Genomic DNA, 20,720 nt, shown 5'->3' with positions numbered 1-20,720 from the left:
GGGTCTGCGTCAGTGGCCGCGTCCGCGGTCCAGGGCACGCTGCTGCCGCTTGCTCAGCGACTTCGTGTCCTTCGGTTCGCCGCCGGCCTGCTGGGGCAGCACGACCGTGAAGTGCGCGGGCGGCGGACCGAAGGCGCTCCGGGAGGACTGCACGACCTTGCGGCCGAGCGCGTGGTTGCCGAGCCCCCCGACGACCGCGCCGATGCCGAACGGGATCGCGCGGCCGAGGATCGACGTGCCCTGACGGGTCAGGAACCGCTTCACGAACGACGCGCGGAGCCGGCCGCCGATGCCGCTGACGGCCTGCTTCGGCAGGGACGACGTGACGAGCTCACCCCAGAAGGCGGTCCGACCCTGCCCGCCGCCGGCCTGCCCGGCGAGCTGCTTGACGAGCTGCGAGCCGGGCGCGCCGAGCATCATCGCCATGACCAGGGCGCGGGCCCGCTCGGGGTCCTCGACGGTGATGCCGTGCACCTCGGTGACGGACTGGGCGAAGAGCGCGCTGGCCTCGAGGAACCCGACGGTCTCGGCGCCGCTCAGCCCGAGGCTCGCGATCATGCCGACGCCCGGGATGACCGCGCTGGCACCGACCGCGGCCCCGCCGGACGTGACCGCGGTCAGGTACTGGCGCTCCAGGATCTCGATGACCTGCGCGGGGGACGCGTCCGGGTGCCGGCGACGGACGCGGGCGACGTGCGCGACGACGGCCGGACGCTGGACCGAGATGGCCCGGTCGAGCCAGCCGTTCCATGCGGGGGCGTCGGGCTGCAGGCGCCCGGCGTCGGGGGAGGGAGCGGACTGGACGGGTGCTGCGGGCGTCGGCACGAGCGCGTCGTGGTCACGGGGGGTGCTGGACATGTCGGCGACGCTACGCCGGGGGTGCCCGGGGACGCTGGGCGTCAGTGGCGCGCGAGCTCCGCGCGGAGCGGCAGGTCCTGGTCCTCGAGGATGAACTGCGCGCCGACACCGGTGCGGGCGTTCACGACGACGGGTGCCAGGAGGTTCACCGTCGTGCCCGACGCGTCGGGGTTCGCGACGACCAGCAGCATCGCCTCCTCGGCGCGGGTCAGCTCGATGACGTCGGCCTGCTCGTCGGACAGACGCGGCGCGTAGTCGGGCAGGTGCACCGCGGCGTCGAGCAGGTAGAGCCGCGGGGCGTCCACTCCGGAGGCCGTGGTGCCGAGGCCGATCAGGGCGAACAGGCCCTCGGCACCGTCGACCAGGTCGAGCGTGAACGCGCCCAGCGGCTCGAGGCCGAACGGTGCGACGGGGAAGGTCAGGTCGATGCTCATCGGAGGTAGTCCATCAGGGTCGGCTGCAGGACCTTCGCGGTGACGGCGAGGGCTGCCTGGTAGTTGGTGCTCTGGACCTGCAGGTCCAGGACGGCCTGGGCGAGGGCCTTGTCCTCGACACCGGACCGGCGTCCCTCCAGCGTGGTGGACAGGGTCTTCAGCGAGTCCTGCGCGGACAGCGCGGCCGAGTGCCGGACGCCGACGTCGGCCTGGGCGCCGCGGACGGCGAGCTGGGCGGCATCGATCTGGTTGAGTCGTGGGTTCACGTTCGTGCCTGCCTGCAGGTCGGCGACGATGCCGTCGAGGAGTGCGAAGACCGACGAGCTGCCGGTCCCGAAGACGGCGCTGCCGTCGGTGTCGACGCGGACCTGCTCGCCGGTGCCGATGGTGCGGGTGACGCTCGAGCTCGCGCTGCCGGCCCACGTGGTGTCGTCGGCGTACGCGGAGCCGGCGGGCGAGGACCCGGCGAAGACCGAGCGGGTGCCGTACTTCGTGTTCGCGGTGCTGAGCAGGTCGGCCTTCAGCCCCTGCAACTCCTTGACGAAGGCGTCGCGGGCGGTGGGGTTCATGGTGCCGTCGCTGGCGGCCTGCACGGTGAGGTCGCGGACCTTGCCGAGGACGTCGCTGACGTCGGCGAGGGCGGAGTCGGTCGTGGCGAGCCAACCGGCGGCGTCGTCCGCGTTCCGGGCGTGCTGGGCGGCCTGCGCCTGCTCCTTGCGCACCTGCATCGCGGTGGCCGTGCCGGCCGGGTCGTCGGAGGGCTTCCGGATCGCCTTGAGCGTGGTCGCCTGGTCGGTCAGGTCGGCGACCTTCGCGGCACCGGCCTGCAGCCGCGCCTGCGCGGCCGCCATGGTCATCTGGGTGGTCACACGGGCGATCACGGTCAGCTCCTCCCGACGAGGCCGAGGCGGTTGATGATGGTGTCGAGCATCTCGTCGACGGCAGTGAGGACCCGCGCCGCACCCTGGTAGGCGTGCTGGTAGGCGAGCAGTGAGACGTTCTCCTCGTCCATGTCGACGCCGGCGCTGGACTGCTGTTGCGTCCGCGCGTTGGTCAGGGCGAGTCCGGTGAGCGTCGATTCCGACGAGGCCGTCCGGGAGGCGCTGCCCACCCCCGTCACGAACGTCGCCCAGGTCGTGTCCGGGGCTCCGGCGCCGGAGCCGATGCCCGCGATCGCGGTGAGCACCGAGGCGTCGAACTGGCCGGAGGCGCTCCGCGTCGCGAGGCCGGAGCCGTCGGTGGGGACGACGGACAGGCCCCGTGCGGCGGGGACCCCGGCGGCGAGGGCGAAGAACGCGGTGCCCTTCGCACCCGAGGGGGTCGTGCCGGTGGCGTGCAGGGCGTTGACCTTCGTGGCGAGGTCGGTGGCGACGCGGTCGTACGCGGCGGAGGCTTCGGCGAGGGCGCCGCCGGTGTGGGCGTCGTTCGCCGGTGCGAGCAGCGACAGGCCGCCGGCGATCGAGCCACCGTCGAGGGCGACCGGGCCGACCGAGCCGCCGACCCAGCGGAGGGACGGGGCCGACGGCTGCCCGGTGCTCGTCGTCGTGTTCATGGCGTCGAGGGTGGGCGGGCCCTCGAGCGTGACACCGCGCGCGGTGGTGCCCTGCACGAGCGGGTTGCCGCCGATCACGACGTCGACCGTGCCGTCGCCGTTGTCGCGGACGGCCGCGCCGGTCAGGGTCGCGATCTCCTCGGTGAGCTGGTCGCGCTGGTCGAGGAGCTCGTTCGCCGTGCCGCCCGATGCCAGCGCGGTGCGGATCGCGCCGTTGAGGTCGGCGACCTGCTTCGCGGCGTCGTTGAGCTGGCCGACCTGCGTGGCGAGGGTCGAGCGGGTCGCGGACCACTGGGCGTCGATCGCGGACGAGCCGGCGGACAGGGCGGTGGCGACGGTCTTCGCCGCGCCGATCAGTGCGCTGGCCGAGCCGGGGTCGTCGATGTGCGTGGCGAGGTCGCTCCAGGCGGACCAGAGCCCGTCGAGCTTCGCGGAGAGGCCGTCGGCGCCGGGCTCGTGCAGACCGGTCTCGAGCTGGTCGAGCGCGGCGCTCCGGGTGTCGGCGTACGCGGCGGCGCCGGCCGAGAACCGGACACGGGTGTCCAGGGTCGAGGACGCCAGCCGGGCGATCGCGTCGACGGACACACCCTGACCTGCGAGCGCCGCGGTGCCGCGGACGAACCCGGTCTGGGCGGGAGCGCCGACCTCGGTCTGCACGATCCGCTGCCGGGTGTAGCCGGTGGTGCCGACGTTCGCCATGTTCTGGCCGGTGACGTCGAGGCCCGCGCGGGCCGCGGCGAGACCCGAGTAGGCGGTCTGCAGGGAGCCGAAGGTGCTCACCATCGCTACAGGTTCCCGTCGAAGAGTCGTGCGCCGTCGGTGGCGTTGCCGGACGACCCACTGGCGTCGTAGGTGTCGGCGTCGGTCACGGTGCCGGCGAGGGTCTCCTGCGTCGCCTGGGCGGCGACGCGCAGGAAGCGGTCGTTCTCGTCGCGCAGGGACCCGATGTGCGTGGTGAGCTCGAGCATCGCGGCGAGGTGCGACGCGAGGATCTCGCCCCAGGGGCCGGACGGTGCGGCGGCGACGACCTCACGCAGGGGAGCGTCGGAGGGCATGCCCCACTCCTCGGCGACGGCGGCGCTCTGGGCGCTGCGCTCGAGGCCGGTGGTGCGGAGCCGGTCGAGGACCTGCTCGACCTCACGGCTGGCGTGCGAGATCCAGCGGGAGCGCCCGGCTGCGAGCAGGAGCTGCTCCTCCTCGAGCTTGAACGTGAGCAGTTCGAGCAATTCGCGTTCGCGCCACAGGACGGCGGACAGGTCGTTCACGCTCATCAGCTCCCTCCGGGATCAGGCGACCGCCAGCTGCGGTCACCAGGACTTATCGACGCTGACCGCTCCGGCGTAAGCACCGGGCACGGCGTCCTCCGATCGGGGGACAAACCCGGCGCAGGTCCCCTGAACGGCGGACCGGAGTGGGATGTACCTCCCCCCGCATTGGGTACGGAAGAGGTCTCGTCCGGCGCTCAGGCAGCCGATAGGTTCGAGATCAGCACCGGGGGACAACCCCACACTCGCGTCCACGGGCGCGAGCGCACCGCAGGGACGGATCCCGGCGGTTCTTCGACGTATCCGGCGGTCCCGACGCCGGTGATCGTCATGCCCAGGGACGGGTCAGTCGACACAGGACGACCAGGGGAACACCATGGACCGGAACGAACGCAACGCGATGATCGTCGAGCACCTGCCGCTCGTCGGCTACATCGTCGCCGAGACCTGCGCTCGCGCCACGCACCTCAGCCGCGACGACCTCGGACAGGTCGGCTCCGTCGCACTGGTGCAGGCCGCCGACGCCTTCGACCCGACCCTCGGTGTGCCGTTCGGCGCGTACGCCCGCACCCGCATCACCGGTGCGATCGCCGACGACCTGCGCGCCGGCGACTGGGCCAGCCGCGGGACCCGGAAGCGCATCCGGGAGACCCTCGCCACCCAGGAGGCCCTCTCCGCCGGGCTCGGACGCCGTGTCACCCCGCAGGAGATCGCCGACGCGATGGGCGTCGACCGGCAGACCGCCGTGGACGCCCTCACCGACGCCGCCCGCACCGTCAGCCCGATCGACGAGACCGTGCACGACACCGTCGCCGCCGACCTGCCGCTGCCCGGCGAGGACCTGCTCGAAGCCGAGAAGCGCCGCTACCTGGTCGCCGCCGTGCAGGCGCTGCCCGACCGGATGCGCCTGATCGTCGAGGCCGTGTACTTCGGCGACCGCACGGTCACCGACGTCGCCGCCGAGCTGGGCATCACCCACTCCGCCGTCTCGCAGCAGCGGTCGGAGGCGATGCGCCTGCTCCGCGACGGCCTCGCCGAGCACTACGGCGACGGTGGTGCCGCCCCCGAGCCGGCGTCCCGCACCACCGCCGCCCGCCGGAGCGCCTACCTGGCCCGCGTCGCCACGAACGCCGCCGCCGGGGTCACCCGTGCGGTGCAGGACGCGACTTCGGTCGGCGTCGTCGCGGCCAGTTGACCGTCCGGCGGTCCAGCGGACGTGAACTCGTCCGACGGATCGTCTAACGCCTCCGGCCGAACGGCCGAGAGGAACACATGTCAGCCCACGGACGGGCTGACGATCGGCCCAGTTTCACGGAGGAACACATCATGGGTATGTCCATCAACACCAACCTCTCGGCACTCAACACGTACCGGAACCTCAACGCGACGCAGAACGACCTGTCGAAGTCCCTCGAGAAGCTCTCGAGCGGCCTCCGCATCAACCGTGCTGCCGACGACGCTGCCGGTCTGTCGATCTCCGAGGGACTGAAGTCCCAGGTCGGTGGCCTCACGGTCGCCGCCCGCAACGCGCAGGACGGCATCTCCGTCGTGCAGACCGCTGAAGGTGGCCTCACCGAGACCCACTCGATCCTCCAGCGCATGCGCGACCTGGCCGTCCAGGCCGGCAACGACTCGAACAACGACACGTCGCGTGCGGCGATCAAGACCGAGTCGGACCAGCTCCAGAAGGAGCTCGGCCGCATCGCGACGTCGACGAACTTCAACGGGATCAACCTGCTCGACGGGTCCCAGACCAACATGAAGTTCCAGGTCGGCGCGAACGGTGACGAGAACAGCCAGATCACGGTCGACCTGTCGGGCGCCAACGTCAAGTCGATCTCGAACGCACTCTCCGGAGGCGACCTCGACCTGACCGGCACCACCTTCGCCATCGACGACGTCGCGGACCTGACCACCGGTTCCGTGTCGTTCACCTCGACGAAGGACGGCGTCAGCACCACCGTCAAGACCGGCACGCTCAAGGACACCGCTGACGGCTCCGCCGCCAAGTTCCAGAGCGTCGACGAGTACGCGTCGGCCCTCCGTTCGGACGCCGACTTCTCGTCGCACTTCTCCGTGGCGGTCAAGAAGGACGACAACGGTGCCGGTGTCGGCATCGTGGTCACGGCACTCGACGGTGGCACCCTCGCCACCGCTGACAACGCCACCGCTGGCGACGGCCTCGGCGCCGGCGCTGCTGGCACGGCCGTGACCGGCGGGGTCAAGTTCGACACCGCGGCGAACGCCCAGGCCTCGATCAAGCTGATCGACGCTCAGATCGCTCAGGTCTCGTCGGCTCGCTCCAACCTCGGTGCGATCCAGAACCGCTTCGACCACGCCATCAACGTGACGAACGTGGCCAAGGAGAACCTCACCGCGGCGAAGTCCCGCATCACCGACGTCGACATGGCGGAGGAGATGGTCAAGTACACGCGCGACAACATCCTCAGCCAGGCCGGCACGTCGATGCTCGCGCAGGCGAACCAGAGCACGCAGGGCGTCCTGTCGCTGCTCCGCTAGTCGCATCGGTCGCCACCACCGAGGAGCCGTTCGGGTGCTCCTCGGTGGTGGCCTCCACCCCTGCGGACTGACCTCGGCCGGTCCGCCCACACTCCGAGCCGCCGACCACCGGGGAGCCAGCGATGTCCACCACGTCCGCGACGAGCACCTCGCTCGCGATCGACGGCCTGGTCTCCGGGCTCAAGACCACCGACCTCATCAACTCGCTGATGAGCATCGAGCAGGTCCCGCAGACCCTGCTCAAGTCCAAGGTCAGCACGACCAACTCGTTCATCTCGTCGCTGCAGACGATCAACGGACTCGTGCAGTCCCTGGCGACGAAGGCCTCGGCGGCCGCGAAGGCCGGTTCGCTCGACACCTTCACGGCCACGTCGAGCGCCACGAACGCCAGCGTGTCGACGAACGCGAGCGCGACCGCGGGCTCGGTGTCCTTCACGGTGGGTCAGACCGCCGCCGCGCAGGTCGGCGTCACCGCCGCGATGTCGTCCTGGGGGGACACCGCGTCGCCGTTGACCTTCACGAAGCCGGACGGCACCAGCACGACGGTCACCCCGGCGTCGGGCTCACTCGACGACACCGTGACCGCGATCAACGGCTCCGCCGCCGGGGTCACCGCGACGAAGGTCGCCGCGGGGACCGATGCCAGCGGCACCAAGCTCTACCGGCTGCAGTTGACGAGCACCGCGACGGGTGCAGCGAACGGGTTCACCCTGCACCGGGGGACCGCGGCGGACGTCACCGCGGGGACCGCGACCGACGTGCTGGCCGAGCCCGGCGCGGCCGTCGTCACCCGGGCCGCCGACGCGTCGGTGACCCTGTGGGCCGGGACCGCGGCCGCGCAGACCGTCACCAGTGCGACGAACGCGTTCAGCGACCTGCTGCCCGGCGTCAACGTCACCGTCTCGAAGGCGTCGACGGACCCCACGACGATCACGGTCGGCCGGGACAGCACGAAGGCGCAGGGCGTGGCCTCCGGGCTCGTCGACGCGATCAACGCCGTCACGTCGTACTACGCGTCGAACACCGGCGTCACGAGCACCACGAGTCCGACGAGTGGGACGACGAGCACCACGGCAGGTGTCCTGCTCGGCGACGCCACGACGCGCTCGGCCGTCCAGCGGCTGACCAGCGCCATGTCGACCCCGGTCAACGGGAAGTCCCCGTCGTCGATCGGCATCGTCATCTCGAAGGACGGCGACTTCGACTTCGACGCCGCCGCGTTCCAGAAGGCCCTCGCCGCCGACCCCGCCGGCACGCAGGCGATGCTGTCCGGTGTGGCCAAGGCCGTCTCGGACGCCGCCACGGCCGCCAGCGACAAGTACACCGGTTCCATCACGACCGCGATCACGGGGAACCAGTCCGTGGTCAAGGACCTCAACACGCAGATCGACTCCTGGACCGACCGACTGACCCTGCGCCGCGCGACCCTGCAGACGCAGTACGCCGCGCTCGAGACCAGCCTCAGCAAGCTGCAGTCGCAGTCGAGCTGGCTGGCCGGTCAGCTGTCGACGCTGTCCAGCTGAGCCGCAGGAGAACCGTCATGAACGCCTTCGACCTCAGCGGCGCCGCCGCCTTCCGGCAGGCCGCGCAGCCCCGGTCCGTCACCGACCAGCGCCGCGCCCAGTACACGAACGAGGCCGTGCTGTCGGCGACGCCCGCGCAGCTCGTCACGATGCTGTACGACCGCCTGCTGCTCGACCTGCACCGTGCCGAGACCGCCCAGGTCGCCGCGGACTGGGACGCCGCCCGCGAGCAGCTCCTGCACGCGCAGGCCATCGTCGGGGAGCTGTCCTCGACGCTGAAGATCGACGTGTGGGACGGCGGCGAGGGACTGCTCGCCGTGTACAACTACGCGTCGATGTCGCTCATCACCGCGAACGTCCACCGTGACGTCCAGGCCACCCGGGACTGCATCCGGATCCTCGACCCGCTCCGCCAGGCCTGGCACGACGCCGCTGCCTCGTTGCCGGCGGCCCCGGTCGCCCCGCAGCACACCGCCGGTGGGGCGCTCGGTGTCGCCTGACCAGGACACCCACGACCGCTGGGAAGCGGCCCTCGCCGACCTCGAGGCGACCCTCGAGCGCGACGCGGCCGACGTGACCGCCGCGGCCGGCGACGGCACCCCCTGGTCCGAGCCGACCGGGCTGGGACCGATCCCACGCGACCTGGTGGGTCGTGCCTCCCGGCTGCTCGCCGCGCAGCGGGACCGGATGACGGCGGTCGAGGACGCCCGCCGCGTGACGCTCGAGCACCTCGGCGCGCTCCGCGCGGTCGACGCCACGCGCACGCCGCAGGCCTCCGTCTACCTCGACGCGAGCGCCTGACGCCCCACCGGCCCCCGTTCGGGGCGACGGCTTACACGGCTCAGCGGAGCCGCCGATAGGCCTCTCTGAGCACGGATCGCTCGACCACCCGGCCACGGATCGGCCACCACCGCCACGGCGACGTCACCCCGACGACGCCCGACGAGGGGACCCATCCGTGTTCGACTCCGTGACGTCTGCCGCGCTGCAGAGCGCACTCGACGGCCTGTCGATGCGTCAGCGCGTGATCGCCGACAACATCGCGAACATCAACACCACGGACTTCCGGGCCGGCAAGGTCCAGTTCGAGGACGCGCTCGCGAAGTCGATCGTCGACGGGAACGGCCGCACCACGCCGACGGTCGCGCGGAGCCTGGAGCCGACGAACACGAACGGCAACAACGTCAACCTCGACGAGGAGACGCTGTCGAACGTCGACACGGTGCTGCGGTACCAGTTCGCGACGCAGGCGATGAACTCCGAGCTCACCAGCGTCCGTGCGGCGATGCGGACGAACTCGTGACGACCTTCGACGCGATCGGGATCGCGAGCACCGGCATGACCGTGCACCGCAAGTGGCTCGACGCGATCTCCGACAACATCGCCAACGTCAACACCGTCCGGTCCATGGACGACTCCGCGTTCCAGGCCCGCTACGTCGAGGTCCAGGAGGGCAACGGCGTCTCCGGCGCCTACGTCAAGGGCGCCGCGTTCGGCAGCGCCGCCGGCCGGGTCACCTACGACCCGGACAACCCGCTCGCGAACCCCGAGGGCTACGTCCGCATGCCGGACATCGACCTCGGCACGCAGATGGCGGACCTCATCATGGCCCAGCGCGGCTACCAGGCGAACGCCGCCGTGGTCGACCGTGCCAAGACCGCCTACGAGGCGGCACTGCAGATCGGGAAGAACTGATGCCCATCGACGCCGTGAACGGTGTGACCACCAACGCGATGACGAACGCCGTGACGAACGTCACCGGCACCAGCAGCGACCTCGGTTCGTCCGCGGTCACCGGGACCGGGGGCGACGGGTTCGCCGCCAGCCTCGGCAACGCCGTCGACGGGCTGCAGCAGCTGCAGAGCGACTCGAAGACGCTGGCCCTGAAGGCCGTCACGGGCAACCTCGACGACATCCACGACGCCACCATCGCGTCCACCCGTGCGCAGGTCACCCTCGAGCTCGTCGCCGCCGTCCGGAACAAGGGCGTCGACGCGTTCAACGAGATCATGCGGATGCAGGCCTGATGCCCGCCGGCATGCAGAACGTGCTCGGCCGACTCGGCGCGTACGTCAAGGGGTTCACCGCCGCACAGCGGACCATCGCGGTCATCGGCATCGCGGCACTCGTGCTCGGCGGCATCGCGCTCGCGTCCTGGCTCGGCAAGCCGTCGTACGCGCCGCTGTTCACCGGCCTGGCCGCCGCTGACGCGAGTTCGGTCACCGACCAGCTCACCACCGACGGCGTGCCCTTCCAGCTCACCGACGGCGGCGCGACGATCCTGGTCCCGCAGGCGAAGGTCTACACGGAGCGACTCAAGGCCGCCTCGAACGGGTTGCCGTCGTCGAACGAGGGCGGCTACTCGCTGCTCGACACCATGGGCGTGACGAGCTCCGAGTTCCAGCAGGACGTCACCTACAAGCGCGCGATCGAGGGCGAGCTCGCCAAGACGATCTCCGCGATGGACGGCGTGCAGACCGCGAGCGTGCAGCTGGCGATCCCGAAGAAGTCCGTGTTCGTGTCCGAGGAGAAGGACCCCACCGCGTCGGTCTTCATCGCCACGAAGAACGGCTCCCAGCTCGGCACCGACCAGGTCCAGGCCATCGTGCACCTGACCAGCGCCGCCGTCGAGGGCATGCAGCCGACCGACGTGTCCGTGGTCGACCAGAAGGGCCAGACCCTGTCGGCGGTCGGCACCGGCGCGACCGGCTCCGGCACCGACCAGGCCGCCGACTATGACGCCGCGACGAGCAAGAAGGTGCAGGACCTGCTCGACACCACGCTCGGTGCCGGCAACGCCAGCGTCGTCGTCGCCGCGACCATGAGCGACAACTCCGGCACCCGCACGACCGAGTCCTACACGACGCCGACGACCGGCCCGGTGGCGCTCAACGAGTCGTCCACGAAGGAGCAGTACGGCGCCGGGGCCACCGGTGCCGGTGCCGGCGCGACGGGCGTCCTCGGTCCGGACAACATCGCCGTCCCGAACGGCACCGCCAGCTCGGGCACCGGGAACGGCGACGGCGGGTACGAGAACCAGTCCGCGACGAAGAACAACGCCGTCGACAAGACCACCGAGACGACGCAGATCCCGGCCGGTGCGATGGACCGCCAGACGATCTCGGTCGCGCTCAACTCCAAGGCGAAGTCCGTGCAGGGCGTCAACCTGCAGAGCATCAACGACCTGGTGGCGAACGCCGCCGGCGTCGACACGACCCGCGGCGACCAGGTCAAGGTCGCGATGATGGACTTCGACACCAGTGCCGCCGACGACGCCGCGAAGGCGCTCGAAGCGCAGCAGCAGGCGGACCAGCAGGAGGCGCTCTGGTCGGCGATCCGCACCGCCGGGATCGTCGTCGGGATCGTCCTGGCCCTCGTCGCCCTGATGGTGGTCCTGGCACGTCGCAGCCGGCGCCAGCAGCGCGAACAGGTCGACATCGGTGAGCTCGACGCGTTCGGTGAGGCGTTCCCGCTGCCGCTCGCCGTCGAACCGGCCGACGTCCGCACCGGTCTCGAGGCCGGGGACGCCCCGACCGTGGCACTGCAGGCCCTGCCGCACGACGACGCCCCGACCGAGGTCCTCACCACGGACGAGATCACCGCGGAACGCCGCCGCCAGGACATCGCGGCCCTCGCCGAGCGCGACCCGAAACGCACCGCCGAGCTCCTCCGCGGCCTGCTCGACGACCGGGCGTCGGTGTGAGCGCCGTCGTCCCCGCACCCGGCACCGACCGACCGCTGACCGGGGCGCAGAAGGTCGCGCTCATCCTCATGCAGATGGACACCGAGCGGGCCGCCGAGGTCATGAAGCAGTTCACCGAGCTGGAGGCTGAGGAGATCTCGCAGGAGATCGTCCGGATGCGCCGTGTCGACGACGAGGTCGTCGACCGCACCCTCGGCGAGTTCCACCGCCTCACCCGCACCGGCCGCACGAACCGTCGCGGCGGCAAGGAGACCGCGCTGGGCCTGCTCGAGGCGTCCTTCGGCGCCGAGCGCGCCGCCGGTGTGATGGACCGGCTGGCGTCGAACCTGGCCGGTCAGTCGTTCGAGTTCCTCGACGACGCCGAGCCCGGCCAGGTCATCGCCCTGCTCGAGGGTGAGCTGCCCCAGACCATCGCCCTCGTGCTCGCGCACCTGAAGCCCGCCCAGGCGAGCGCCGTCCTCGCCGGGTTCGACGAGCGCGTCCGCACCGACATCGCGCAGGCGTTCGCCACGATGGGCACCGCCACGCCCGAGTCCGTCGGCATCGTCGCCGGGGTCCTGCGCTCGCGCGCCGGAGCCGTCGTCTCGCCGCGCGAGAGCGTCGAGGTCGTCGGCGGCATCGCGCCGCTGGTCGAGATCATCAACCGGTCGGACGTCGCCACCGAGAAGGCCGTGCTCGACGGTCTGGAGGCTCGTGACCCGGAACTCGCCGAGGACATCCGTTCGCGGATGCTCACCTTCGAGGACATCGTGAAGCTCGAGTCGCGCGACATCCAGCAGGTGCTCCGCGGCATCGACTCGAAGATCCTGGCCACCGCCATGAAGGGTGCGTCCACGCCGGTCGTCGAGACGATCCGCGCGAACGTCTCCGAGCGCAACCGCGAACTGCTCGACGACGAACTGCAGTCGATGGGCCCGGTCCGGGTGTCGCAGGTCGAGGAGGCCCGCGCCGAGGTCGTCCGCTCTGTCCGCGAGCTCGAGGCCCAGGGCGTCATCACGGTCCACCGCGCCGAGGAGGACGAGCTCGTTGACTGACGCCTTCGCCCCGGTCGCGTTCCCGGTGATCACCGACGCCGCCCTGGCCCGTCGTGCCGCGAGCGCGGACGTCCGCGGCCACGCTGCCGGGTACGCCGCCGGGCTCCGTGCCGCCCAGGTCGAGACCGACGCAGCCCGCGCCCGGATGGATGCCGAGCACGCCGCGCGACTGTCCGACCTCGAGGCGTTCGTCGTCGACCGGCTCGCGGTCCTCGACCGTGCCGCCGCGGCGCTCCAGGCCCGGGTCGCGCCGGTCCTCGCCGACGCCGAGCAGTCGGTCGCCAGCGCGGCCGTCGACCTGGCCGAGGCCGTCGTCGGGTACGCGGTGCGGGCCTCCCGGGCTGACGACGTGGACGGGGTGTCCGGACGTCCGGCCGCCGCCGAGGAGACGCTCCGACGCGCCCTGGCCGCTGCGAGCGCGCCCGTGGTGACGGCGGTCCGGCTCAGCCCGGCGGACGCGGCGGCCGTCGCGGACCTGACGATGCCGGTCCCCGTGGTGGCGGATGCGTCCCTCCGGGACGGCGACGCCGTGGTCGACCTGCCCGACGGACTGCTCGACGCACGCATCGACGCTGCCCTGGACCGTGCTCGCGCTGCCCTCGGGGGCGTCCGGTGAGCGCTTCCGGCGTCCTCGAGCACGGGCTGCTCCGCCCGCGGGGCCTCGACGACGCGATCCGTGCTGCGCAGCCGCAGCGGGTCGGCACCGTGACGAGCGCCGTCGGCCTCGGCCTGACGATCGCCGGGCTCGACGCCCACGTCGGCGAGGTCATCACGGTCGGCGGCGATGGCGCGGCCCAGACCGCGGTCGAGGTCGTCGCCACGGACTCATCCGGGGTGCGCTGCATGCCCCTCGGCCGCCTGAACGGGATCACCGCCGGCACCCCGGCACGCTCGACCGGCCGGCCCGTGCTCGTGCCGACCGGCCTCGGGCTGTTCGGCCGGGTCATCGACGGTCTCGGCCGTCCGATCGACGACCGCGGGCCGCTCGCGGCAGACGCCTGGGTCCCGCTGGACCACGACACCCCGAACGCCATGGCGCGCACCCGCATCGACACCCCGATGCAGCTCGGCGTCCGTGTGCTCGACACGCTGACCACCGTCGGCCGGGGCCAGCGCATGGGTCTCTTCGCCGGCTCCGGTGTCGGCAAGTCCTCGCTGCTGTCGATGATCGCCCGGGGGAGCGACGCTGCCGTCAACGTGATCGCCCTGGTCGGCGAACGCGGCCGCGAGGTCCGGGAGTTCCTGGAGGACGACCTGGGGCCTGCGGGGCTCGCCCGTTCGATCGTCGTCGTGTCGACGTCCGACGAACCCGCCCTGATGCGCCTGCGTGCCGCGTTCGTCGCGACCCGCATCGCGGAGTCCTTCCGCGACGCCGGCCAGGACGTCGTGCTGATGATGGACTCGCTGACCCGCGTCGCGATGGCGCAGCGGGAGATCGGCCTGTCCGTCGGCGAACCGCCGGCCACCCGGGGCTACCCGCCGTCGACGTTCTCGGTGCTCGCCCGCCTGCTCGAGCGCGCCGGCACCGACCGGGTCGGCAGCGTCACCGGGATCTACACCGTCCTGGTCGACGGGGACGACCACAACGAGCCGATCGCCGACGCCGCACGCAGCATCCTCGACGGCCACGTGGTCCTCGACCGGAAGCTCGCCGTCACCGGGCACTTCCCCTCCGTCGATGCACTCGGGTCGATCTCGCGCGTCGCCTCGAAGGTGACGACGCCCGAGCAGCGCGCCACCGCGACCGCGCTCCGGAAGGTCATGGCCGCACGGCGTTCCGCGCAGGACCTGCTCGACGTCGGTGCCTACCAGCGCGGCACGAACCCGCTGGTCGACGCCGCCGTGGACCACCAGGACGCCATCGACGCGTTCCTCCGCCAGGGCATGGCCGAGCAGGTCACCGCCGCCGGGTCGTGGGAGCGCCTCGCCGGTCTCGTCCGCACCCTCGGCAGCGGCGGGGGGCTCGTCTGATGGCCCGCCGCTTCCCGCTCGCCGGGCTCCTGCGTCTGCGGCACGCCGAACAGGACCGTGCCGCCGCGACCCTCGCGGACGCGAACGGCCGGGTCCGCGAGGCTGCCGACGCCCGGATGGCTGCCCGCCGCACCCTCGACGACGAACCGTCGACGGTCACCGACGCGGCGACGCTCAGCGCCGTCGCCTCGGCCCGTGCCGCGACCCGCGGGATGCTCGAGGAGCTCGACGCCGTCGTCCGGTCCCGCCGTGCCGACGTCGACCGTGCACAGCAGACCTACAACGCCGCACGCCGTTCGGCACTCGGGCTGGAGAAGCTCGAGGGCCAGCACACCACGCGGGTCGCCGCCGAGGACCTGCGCACCGAACAGAACGCACTCGACGAGATCGCGGCGCGTCGCCGCACCGAGGGGGGACACCGATGAGCATCGACGCCGTGCTCTCGCGGATCAGCGAGATCCGCAGCCAGATCGAGACGCTGCAGGGCGGCGCACCTGCGCCGTCCACCGCCGGGTCGGCCGCCGCTTCCTCCGCCGCTGCGTCCACCTTCGCCGACGCGCTGGCCACCGAGACCGGCGCCGGCGCGCGGTCCGGCACGACCACCGGTGCAGCCGCCACGACCGCGGCCGCCGCAGCCACCGCCGCACCCGCCACGTCCGTCGATGCCGGCCGCGGCACCCTGGCGACCGGCAGCGGTGCGACCGGCGGCGCCGTCGTCGCCGCGGCGGAGAAGTACCTCGGCGTCCCGTACGTGTTCGGCGGCGAGACGCGCGCCGGCATGGACTGCTCCGGTCTGGTGCAGACCGTCTTCAAGGACCTCGGCGTCACCATGCCGCGGGTCGTCCCGGACCAGGCGGACATGGGCGTCGCGGTGCCGTCCCTGGCGCAGGCGCAGCCCGGCGACCTCATCATCCCCAAGGGCGAGCAGCACATCGTCATCTACGTCGGCGACGGCAAGGTGCTGCACGCCCCGCGCCCGGGCAAGGACGTCCGGATCGTCGACAACTGGTACAAGGACTCCGACATCGCCACCATCCGCCGCATCGTGCCGTCCGGCCAGGAGGCTGCAGCCACCTCCGCCGCGCAGGTCGCCCGGACCGCCGGTGCGAGCAGCGCCACGAACGCCACCGACATGCAGATGGCCGCGCTGCAGTCGCTCTTCGCCGGGAGCGCCGCGTGAGCGCGCTCGTGACGGGTGCACCGCTGACGCCGGTGCCGGCCGTCGTCCGGCCGCGTGCGGCGGAGTCCCGTTCGGGCGCTGACTTCGGGGCCGCTCTGTCCGCCGTCTCCGGTGCGGGGGAGCGCGACCGCGGGCGGCAGGACCCGGCCGGGGAGCAGAGCGTGAACGCCCCGACGTCGTCGTCAACGACGTCGTCGGCCACGCCCGCGACCCTCACCACGCCGGTCACCGCGACGCCCGAGACCGGGCCCGTGACGCCGACGACCGGCACCGCTGCCCTGCCGATCGACGCCGCGCGGACCGGCTCCGACTCGACCGGGCAGCCCGCAGCGGGCACCCTCGCCACGGCCGTTCCGATCGTCGCCGCCGCCGTGCTCGTCCGCGCCAGTGCGGTCAGCACGGGTGTCGTCGGGACCGGCGTCGCCGGTGCCGTCGCCGACACCTCCGCGATGCCCGACACTCCCGGCGACGGCGGACCGGCGACGGCGGACTCCACCGATGCCACCGGCAACGCGCCGACCGTCGCGGTGCCTGTCCCCGGACCCGTCCTGCCGTCTGCGCCGCTGGTCGCCGCACCGGTGGGCACGGTTCCTCCGGGCCCGACAGCGGTGCCGTCGTCGTCCTCGTCGTCGTCCTCGTCCGCGTCCTCGTCGGTGAACGACACCTCGGCCACCGCCGCGGTCGGGGCGCCGGCAGTCGCAGTGCCGGCGGACACCGTCGCGAGCACCACCGCGGCGCCGCCCACCGCCGCCCTGTCCTCCGTCTCCGCCCCGGTGCCCGCCGCGATGGCTTCACCCACGGCCGCTCCGTACCCGGTCGCCCCGACCACGGGCGCGGCTGCTCCGACCGCGACCGTCACCGCGACCGCGACCGCCGCTGCTGCCGGCAATCCGGCCACCGCAGTTGGCCATCCGGCCACCGCGGCCGCCGCGGACCAGGGTGGGGCGAGCCTCCCGGCCGGCACCGGCACGGTCGACGTACCCGCCGTGCTGGCCGTCCCCTCGACCGCGGCTCCCGCAACCGTCGGGACCACCGCAGCGTCGGTCGCCCCGACCACCGCCGCTGCCGCGCCGCAACCGCTGGCGCAGCAGCTGGCGCGTCCGCTGTTCACGCTCGCGCAGGCCGGACCCGGAGAGCACGTCCTGACCGTGCAGCTCACGCCGGAGGCCCTCGGCCCCGTCACCGTCCGAGCCCACGTCACCGGACACGGCATGCACGTCGAGTTGTTCGCGGCCTCGGACGCGGGGCGCGACGCGGTGCGGCAGATCCTGCCGGACCTCCGTCGTGACTCCGGTGGTGGCACCACGCTCGACCTGTCGGCGCAGAACCACCCGGCGGACGCGGGTGCCGACGGTCGCGACCGCTCGGCCGCCGACACCGCCGGCCGCGACGGCGCCGGCCATGACACCGCTCGTCCCACCGGGCGGGAGGCCCGCACCGGCCCCGCCACGGCCCTCCCGTCCGCCCCGACCACCGTCCGCACCGCGGGACTCGACGTCCTCGCCTGACCGGCCACCACGACAAGGAACGAGAACCATGCCACTCGACGGGATCACCGGCTCCGTGGACACCGCCACGGCCGCCGCAGCAGTCGCCGCCAACCCCACCTCGTCGCGGTCGCAGACGATGGACTCCGAGGTCTTCATGAAGCTCCTCGTGACGCAGCTCCGCAACCAGGACCCGTCGTCGCCGATGGACACGAACCAGATGATCAGCCAGCAGACGCAGCTCGCGATGATGGAGCAGGTCACCAACCAGACCACGACGGCCAACGAGGACTTCTCGCTGCAGATGCGCATGGCCGCCGCGAACCTCGTCGGGAAGCAGGTCAGCTACACCGACGCCGCCTCCGGCGCGGCCGTCACCGGGACCGCCACCGCGGTCTCCTACGCGAAGAGCGTGCCGACCGTGACCGTGAACGGGAAGGAAGTCGATCTCGACGTGATCTCCGGTATCACCACCGCCTCCGGTTCCTGACCCCACCCACTTCCCACACTCCTCGTCCACGAAGGGACGCACCATGCTCCGCTCGCTCTACTCCGGGATCTCCGGCCTCCGCTCGCACCAGGAAATGCTGGACGTCACGGGCAACAACATCGCGAACGTGAACACCGTCGGCTTCAAATCGTCGACCACCGTGTTCCAGGACACCCTGTCGCAGATGACCCAGGGTGCCGGCGGCCCCCAGACCGGCATCGGCGGCACGAACCCCGCACAGATCGGCCTCGGCGTGCAGGTCGCCGGCGTCTCCACCAACTTCGCCCAGGGCTCCGCACAGGCGACCGGCAAGGCCACCGACCTGATGATCTCCGGCGACGGCTTCTTCGTCACCCGCCTGGGCAACGACACCGTGTACAGCCGCGCCGGCGCGTTCGACTTCGACGCTGACGGCCGCCTGATCAGCGCGGACGGCAAGATCGTCCAGGGCTACTCGGCCACCAACGGCGTCGTCAACGACGGCGGCCAGATGAGCGACATCACGCTGCCGCTGCAGGCCGCCGCCCCCGCCACCGCGACCAGCACTGCTGGCGTCACCGGCAACCTGCCGTCCGACACCAAGACCGGCGATGTCCTCAACCGCGACGCCACCGTCTACGACCAGTACGGCACGAAGCACACCCTGTCGCTCGCGTACACGAAGACCGACACCGGGTGGACCGTCGCCGCCTCGAACGGGCAGGGCGCCTCGGCCACCGGCACCGTCACGTTCGGCGCCGACGGCAAGATCACACGCGGTGCGACCCTGCAGGTCGGCGGCGTTTCGGTCGACATGACGCAGCTGACGGGCTTCGCCGCGCTCAACACGGCGTCGATCTCGTCGCAGAACGGGCACGAGGCCGGGTCGCTGAAGAGCTACTCGATCTCGAAGGACGGCACCGTGATGGGCACGTTCTCGAACGGTGCCTCGCTCGCCGTCGGCCGCATCGCCCTCGCGACCTTCGCCAACCCGGCCGGCCTCGAGAAGACCGGGGCGTCGGGCTACCGCGCGACCGCGAACTCCGGGGCCGCCACCGTCGGCGTCCCGGGATCCGCGGGCGTCGGCTCACTGGCTGCCGGCACGCTCGAGATGTCGAACGTGGACCTGTCGCAGGAGTTCACCAACCTGATCGTCGCGCAGCGCGGCTTCCAGGCGAACGCCCGCATCATCACCACCTCGGACGAGGTGCTGCAGGAGCTGACGAACCTGAAGCGCTGAAAACCCGGAAAACCCCCCTGTCTCCTGCTTGAGGGCTGGCAGGGGGGTTTCTGCGTGCTCATCCGGAATACTCCTGTCTCCAGCACGCTCGGCAGGCCATACTGGCCTCACCGAGCGGGAGGTCACCCAGTGGCGAGAGTTGGCGTGCACAAGGGGGGTGCGTGGGATCCGAGCATCGTTCGACGTGTGCTCGGCGTCGTTCCGCATGACCTGCCACCGGTCTCCGCGCCCGTCATCACGATCGACGGGATCATAGAAAACGACGCAACAGCGTGGCTCCGCGAGGTCGACGCACGCTCCGGCCTCCGCAGGACTAAAACGGCACTTACCCGCGCCGACAGCCTCCGCGCATTCTTAAACTACGTCCTTGCGCAAAACACGTCGATCCGCGGCGCAACAAACGCGCACATCATCGGCTACATCCGCACCCGCACAACCGGACCGAGGCGAGTGTCCGGGAACACGATCGCTTCCGACCGCTCGACGATCCGCGGCTTCTACGAATGGCTGCGCGACGAGCGCGGCATACCCCTCCCGATCACACTCGACGAATTGCGGACTCCCAATGGTCCAGTCCTCTCAATGCGTGAAGGACGAGGTATTCCGAAGGCCAGTGCCGCCCAAACACCCCTCGAACCGCCGCAAATCGCCGAACTCCTCGCAGCCGCGACCACACGCAACAACGGCCAGAACTACACAGCAGCCCGCGACGCAGCCTTCATCTCACTCGGACTCGCTTGCGGCGCTCGAGCCGACACCCTCGCTCACCTTCTCACCTATGAGATTCCGGCGTCCCCTCGACCCACCCCACGCAATCGCAAGCCAACTGAAGGCGACCTCATCGAGATCCGCCTTCCTGCCGCAGAAGTAGTCCTGCCCGCCATACGACGACACCTCGACCGTGTCCGCAGATTCATCAATCCGGAAACGGGGGCACGACGACACCAACTCGACCGGTGGACGCCTCCAAAGAACCCGATCCGGGTGGCAACCGGGCCGACCGCAACGTTCCGCGGCATCGTTGACACGGACGGCAATCGGAGAAGCTTCAACACGATGACAGCAGAGGACCGACGGCGACTCGTCACAGAAACCAACGAACCAGCGATGATCTTCCTGACAGTGCATCGAGGGCGCCCGCTGAGCGAACGCTCGGCCGAGGAGATCGTCAGCACCGTATCCGCTGAAGCCGAGGACCGCGCTGAACAAGCCGGGACCGTCTTCCCCCACGTCACCACCCACGACCTCCGGGGAACCTACGCAACGCACCTCGCAGCGCTCTTCTACTTTGGAGTCCCGACCAGCGCTGGTCGAGACCTCGACGGCAAACCGCATCGCGTCAACATCCAAAGCGCTGTGAAGATGGCAGCAACCGGCCTCGGCCACATCAACGCGAGAACGACACAGCTCTACATCCAACAAGTCGGACTGATGGCCAGCCAATACTCGATCAATGCGTTCCTCGGGCGGGAACAGCAATGAGG

Annotated in this window: 23 protein-coding genes and 1 pseudogene; 19 read left to right on the top strand and 5 right to left on the bottom strand. The window is 71.5% G+C overall.

The genetic code is table 11. The annotated features are described in order from the left end of the window. Window positions 1-9 precede the first annotated feature (9 nt). Genes DEJ24_RS06660 through DEJ24_RS06640 form a run of 5 tightly spaced genes read right to left on the bottom strand, consistent with a single transcriptional unit; the run spans window position 10 to window position 4,115 of the window. Window positions 10-858 carry a hypothetical protein gene (locus tag DEJ24_RS06660; RefSeq protein ID WP_181432767.1) on the bottom strand — a complete coding sequence of 283 codons (849 nt, stop codon included), beginning with the start codon at window positions 856-858 and terminating at the stop codon, window positions 10-12. A 41-nt stretch (window positions 859-899) separates the two neighbouring features. Next, entirely contained in the window at window positions 900-1,292 is a 393-nt protein-coding gene (gene fliW, locus DEJ24_RS06655; protein ID WP_111077838.1) for a flagellar assembly protein FliW, read from the bottom strand. Next, window positions 1,289-2,173: a flagellar hook-associated protein FlgL gene (flgL, locus tag DEJ24_RS06650; RefSeq protein WP_111077837.1), complete on the bottom strand. Its 885-nt coding sequence runs from the start codon at window positions 2,171-2,173 to the stop codon at window positions 1,289-1,291. The genes fliW and flgL overlap by 4 nt, the downstream gene beginning before the upstream one ends. A 2-nt stretch (window positions 2,174-2,175) precedes the next feature. Then, entirely contained in the window at window positions 2,176-3,627 is a 1,452-nt protein-coding gene (gene flgK / locus DEJ24_RS06645; protein WP_181436552.1) for a flagellar hook-associated protein FlgK, read from the bottom strand. 2 nt (window positions 3,628-3,629) lie between these two features. Continuing rightward, a complete protein-coding gene (locus tag DEJ24_RS06640; RefSeq protein ID WP_111077836.1) occupies window positions 3,630-4,115 on the bottom strand; it encodes a flagellar protein FlgN in 486 nt (161 codons plus the stop codon). Window positions 4,116-4,485: 370 nt separating this feature from the next. Here DEJ24_RS06640 and DEJ24_RS06635 point away from each other — a divergent pair, with 370 nt between their 5' ends. The 19 genes and pseudogenes from DEJ24_RS06635 to DEJ24_RS06550 all read left to right on the top strand — a co-directional run bounded on the left by DEJ24_RS06635 (window position 4,486) and on the right by DEJ24_RS06550 (window position 20,718). Beyond that, a complete protein-coding gene (locus tag DEJ24_RS06635) occupies window positions 4,486-5,304 on the top strand; it encodes a sigma-70 family RNA polymerase sigma factor (protein ID WP_111077835.1) in 819 nt (272 codons plus the stop codon). 131 nt (window positions 5,305-5,435) lie between these two features. After that, a pseudogene (locus DEJ24_RS17390) lies at window positions 5,436-5,892 on the top strand (flagellin); the annotation flags it as partial. After that, window positions 5,868-6,629, top strand: coding sequence for a flagellin (locus DEJ24_RS17385; protein WP_375334697.1), 762 nt, complete (start codon window positions 5,868-5,870; stop codon window positions 6,627-6,629). The pseudogene DEJ24_RS17390 and the gene DEJ24_RS17385, both read left to right, overlap by 25 nt. A 122-nt stretch (window positions 6,630-6,751) precedes the next feature. Next, window positions 6,752-8,152: a flagellar filament capping protein FliD gene (fliD, locus tag DEJ24_RS06625; RefSeq protein ID WP_111077833.1), complete on the top strand. Its 1,401-nt coding sequence runs from the start codon at window positions 6,752-6,754 to the stop codon at window positions 8,150-8,152. A 17-nt stretch (window positions 8,153-8,169) separates the two neighbouring features. Then, entirely contained in the window at window positions 8,170-8,652 is a 483-nt protein-coding gene (gene fliS, locus DEJ24_RS06620) for a flagellar export chaperone FliS (protein WP_111077832.1), read from the top strand. Then, complete coding sequence (locus tag DEJ24_RS06615) at window positions 8,642-8,953, top strand: hypothetical protein (RefSeq protein ID WP_146245947.1); 312 nt, start codon at window positions 8,642-8,644, stop codon at window positions 8,951-8,953. The genes fliS and DEJ24_RS06615 overlap by 11 nt, the downstream gene beginning before the upstream one ends. Window positions 8,954-9,110: 157 nt before the next feature. Then, window positions 9,111-9,455 (top strand): flagellar basal body protein, encoded by a 345-nt coding sequence (locus DEJ24_RS06610; protein ID WP_110902396.1) that lies wholly within the window; start codon window positions 9,111-9,113, stop codon window positions 9,453-9,455. Next, window positions 9,452-9,847 carry a flagellar basal body rod protein FlgC gene (locus DEJ24_RS06605; RefSeq protein ID WP_258368647.1) on the top strand — a complete coding sequence of 132 codons (396 nt, stop codon included), beginning with the start codon at window positions 9,452-9,454 and terminating at the stop codon, window positions 9,845-9,847. Before DEJ24_RS06610 ends, DEJ24_RS06605 begins: the two co-directional genes overlap by 4 nt. After that, window positions 9,847-10,179, top strand: coding sequence for a flagellar hook-basal body complex protein FliE (fliE, locus tag DEJ24_RS06600; protein ID WP_181421458.1), 333 nt, complete (start codon window positions 9,847-9,849; stop codon window positions 10,177-10,179). The genes DEJ24_RS06605 and fliE overlap by 1 nt, the downstream gene beginning before the upstream one ends. Beyond that, on the top strand, window positions 10,179-11,855 hold the full coding sequence (gene fliF / locus DEJ24_RS06595) for a flagellar basal-body MS-ring/collar protein FliF (RefSeq protein WP_111077830.1): 1,677 nt from the start codon (window positions 10,179-10,181) through the stop codon (window positions 11,853-11,855). Before fliE ends, fliF begins: the two co-directional genes overlap by 1 nt. Beyond that, window positions 11,852-12,889 (top strand): flagellar motor switch protein FliG, encoded by a 1,038-nt coding sequence (fliG, locus tag DEJ24_RS06590; protein ID WP_111077829.1) that lies wholly within the window; start codon window positions 11,852-11,854, stop codon window positions 12,887-12,889. The genes fliF and fliG overlap by 4 nt, the downstream gene beginning before the upstream one ends. Continuing rightward, the gene (locus DEJ24_RS06585; protein WP_110902393.1) at window positions 12,882-13,505 is read left to right on the top strand and encodes a hypothetical protein; all 624 of its coding nucleotides are present in this window, start codon (window positions 12,882-12,884) and stop codon (window positions 13,503-13,505) included. Before fliG ends, DEJ24_RS06585 begins: the two co-directional genes overlap by 8 nt. Then, window positions 13,502-14,860, top strand: a complete 1,359-nt coding sequence (locus DEJ24_RS06580) for a FliI/YscN family ATPase (RefSeq protein ID WP_258374749.1) — start codon at window positions 13,502-13,504, stop codon at window positions 14,858-14,860. The genes DEJ24_RS06585 and DEJ24_RS06580 overlap by 4 nt, the downstream gene beginning before the upstream one ends. Beyond that, a complete protein-coding gene (locus DEJ24_RS06575) occupies window positions 14,860-15,285 on the top strand; it encodes a flagellar FliJ family protein (protein WP_110902392.1) in 426 nt (141 codons plus the stop codon). The genes DEJ24_RS06580 and DEJ24_RS06575 overlap by 1 nt, the downstream gene beginning before the upstream one ends. Next, window positions 15,282-16,040: a C40 family peptidase gene (locus DEJ24_RS17305; protein ID WP_111077828.1), complete on the top strand. Its 759-nt coding sequence runs from the start codon at window positions 15,282-15,284 to the stop codon at window positions 16,038-16,040. Before DEJ24_RS06575 ends, DEJ24_RS17305 begins: the two co-directional genes overlap by 4 nt. Continuing rightward, window positions 16,037-17,548 (top strand): flagellar hook-length control protein FliK, encoded by a 1,512-nt coding sequence (locus tag DEJ24_RS06565; RefSeq protein WP_111077827.1) that lies wholly within the window; start codon window positions 16,037-16,039, stop codon window positions 17,546-17,548. Before DEJ24_RS17305 ends, DEJ24_RS06565 begins: the two co-directional genes overlap by 4 nt. Window positions 17,549-17,576: 28 nt before the next feature. Further along, window positions 17,577-18,017, top strand: a complete 441-nt coding sequence (locus DEJ24_RS06560) for a flagellar hook assembly protein FlgD (protein ID WP_110902389.1) — start codon at window positions 17,577-17,579, stop codon at window positions 18,015-18,017. 43 nt (window positions 18,018-18,060) lie between these two features. Next, window positions 18,061-19,236 (top strand): flagellar hook protein FlgE, encoded by a 1,176-nt coding sequence (locus DEJ24_RS06555; RefSeq protein WP_111077826.1) that lies wholly within the window; start codon window positions 18,061-18,063, stop codon window positions 19,234-19,236. Window positions 19,237-19,422: 186 nt separating this feature from the next. Further along, window positions 19,423-20,718: a site-specific integrase gene (locus DEJ24_RS06550; RefSeq protein WP_146245946.1), complete on the top strand. Its 1,296-nt coding sequence runs from the start codon at window positions 19,423-19,425 to the stop codon at window positions 20,716-20,718. Window positions 20,719-20,720 lie beyond the last annotated feature (2 nt).

This window comes from Curtobacterium sp. MCPF17_001, from assembly GCF_003234615.1.
Taxonomy (GTDB): domain Bacteria; phylum Actinomycetota; class Actinomycetes; order Actinomycetales; family Microbacteriaceae; genus Curtobacterium.
The sequence above is the reverse complement of the archived record's forward strand: the minus strand, read 5'-3'. Positions and strand labels throughout refer to the sequence as shown.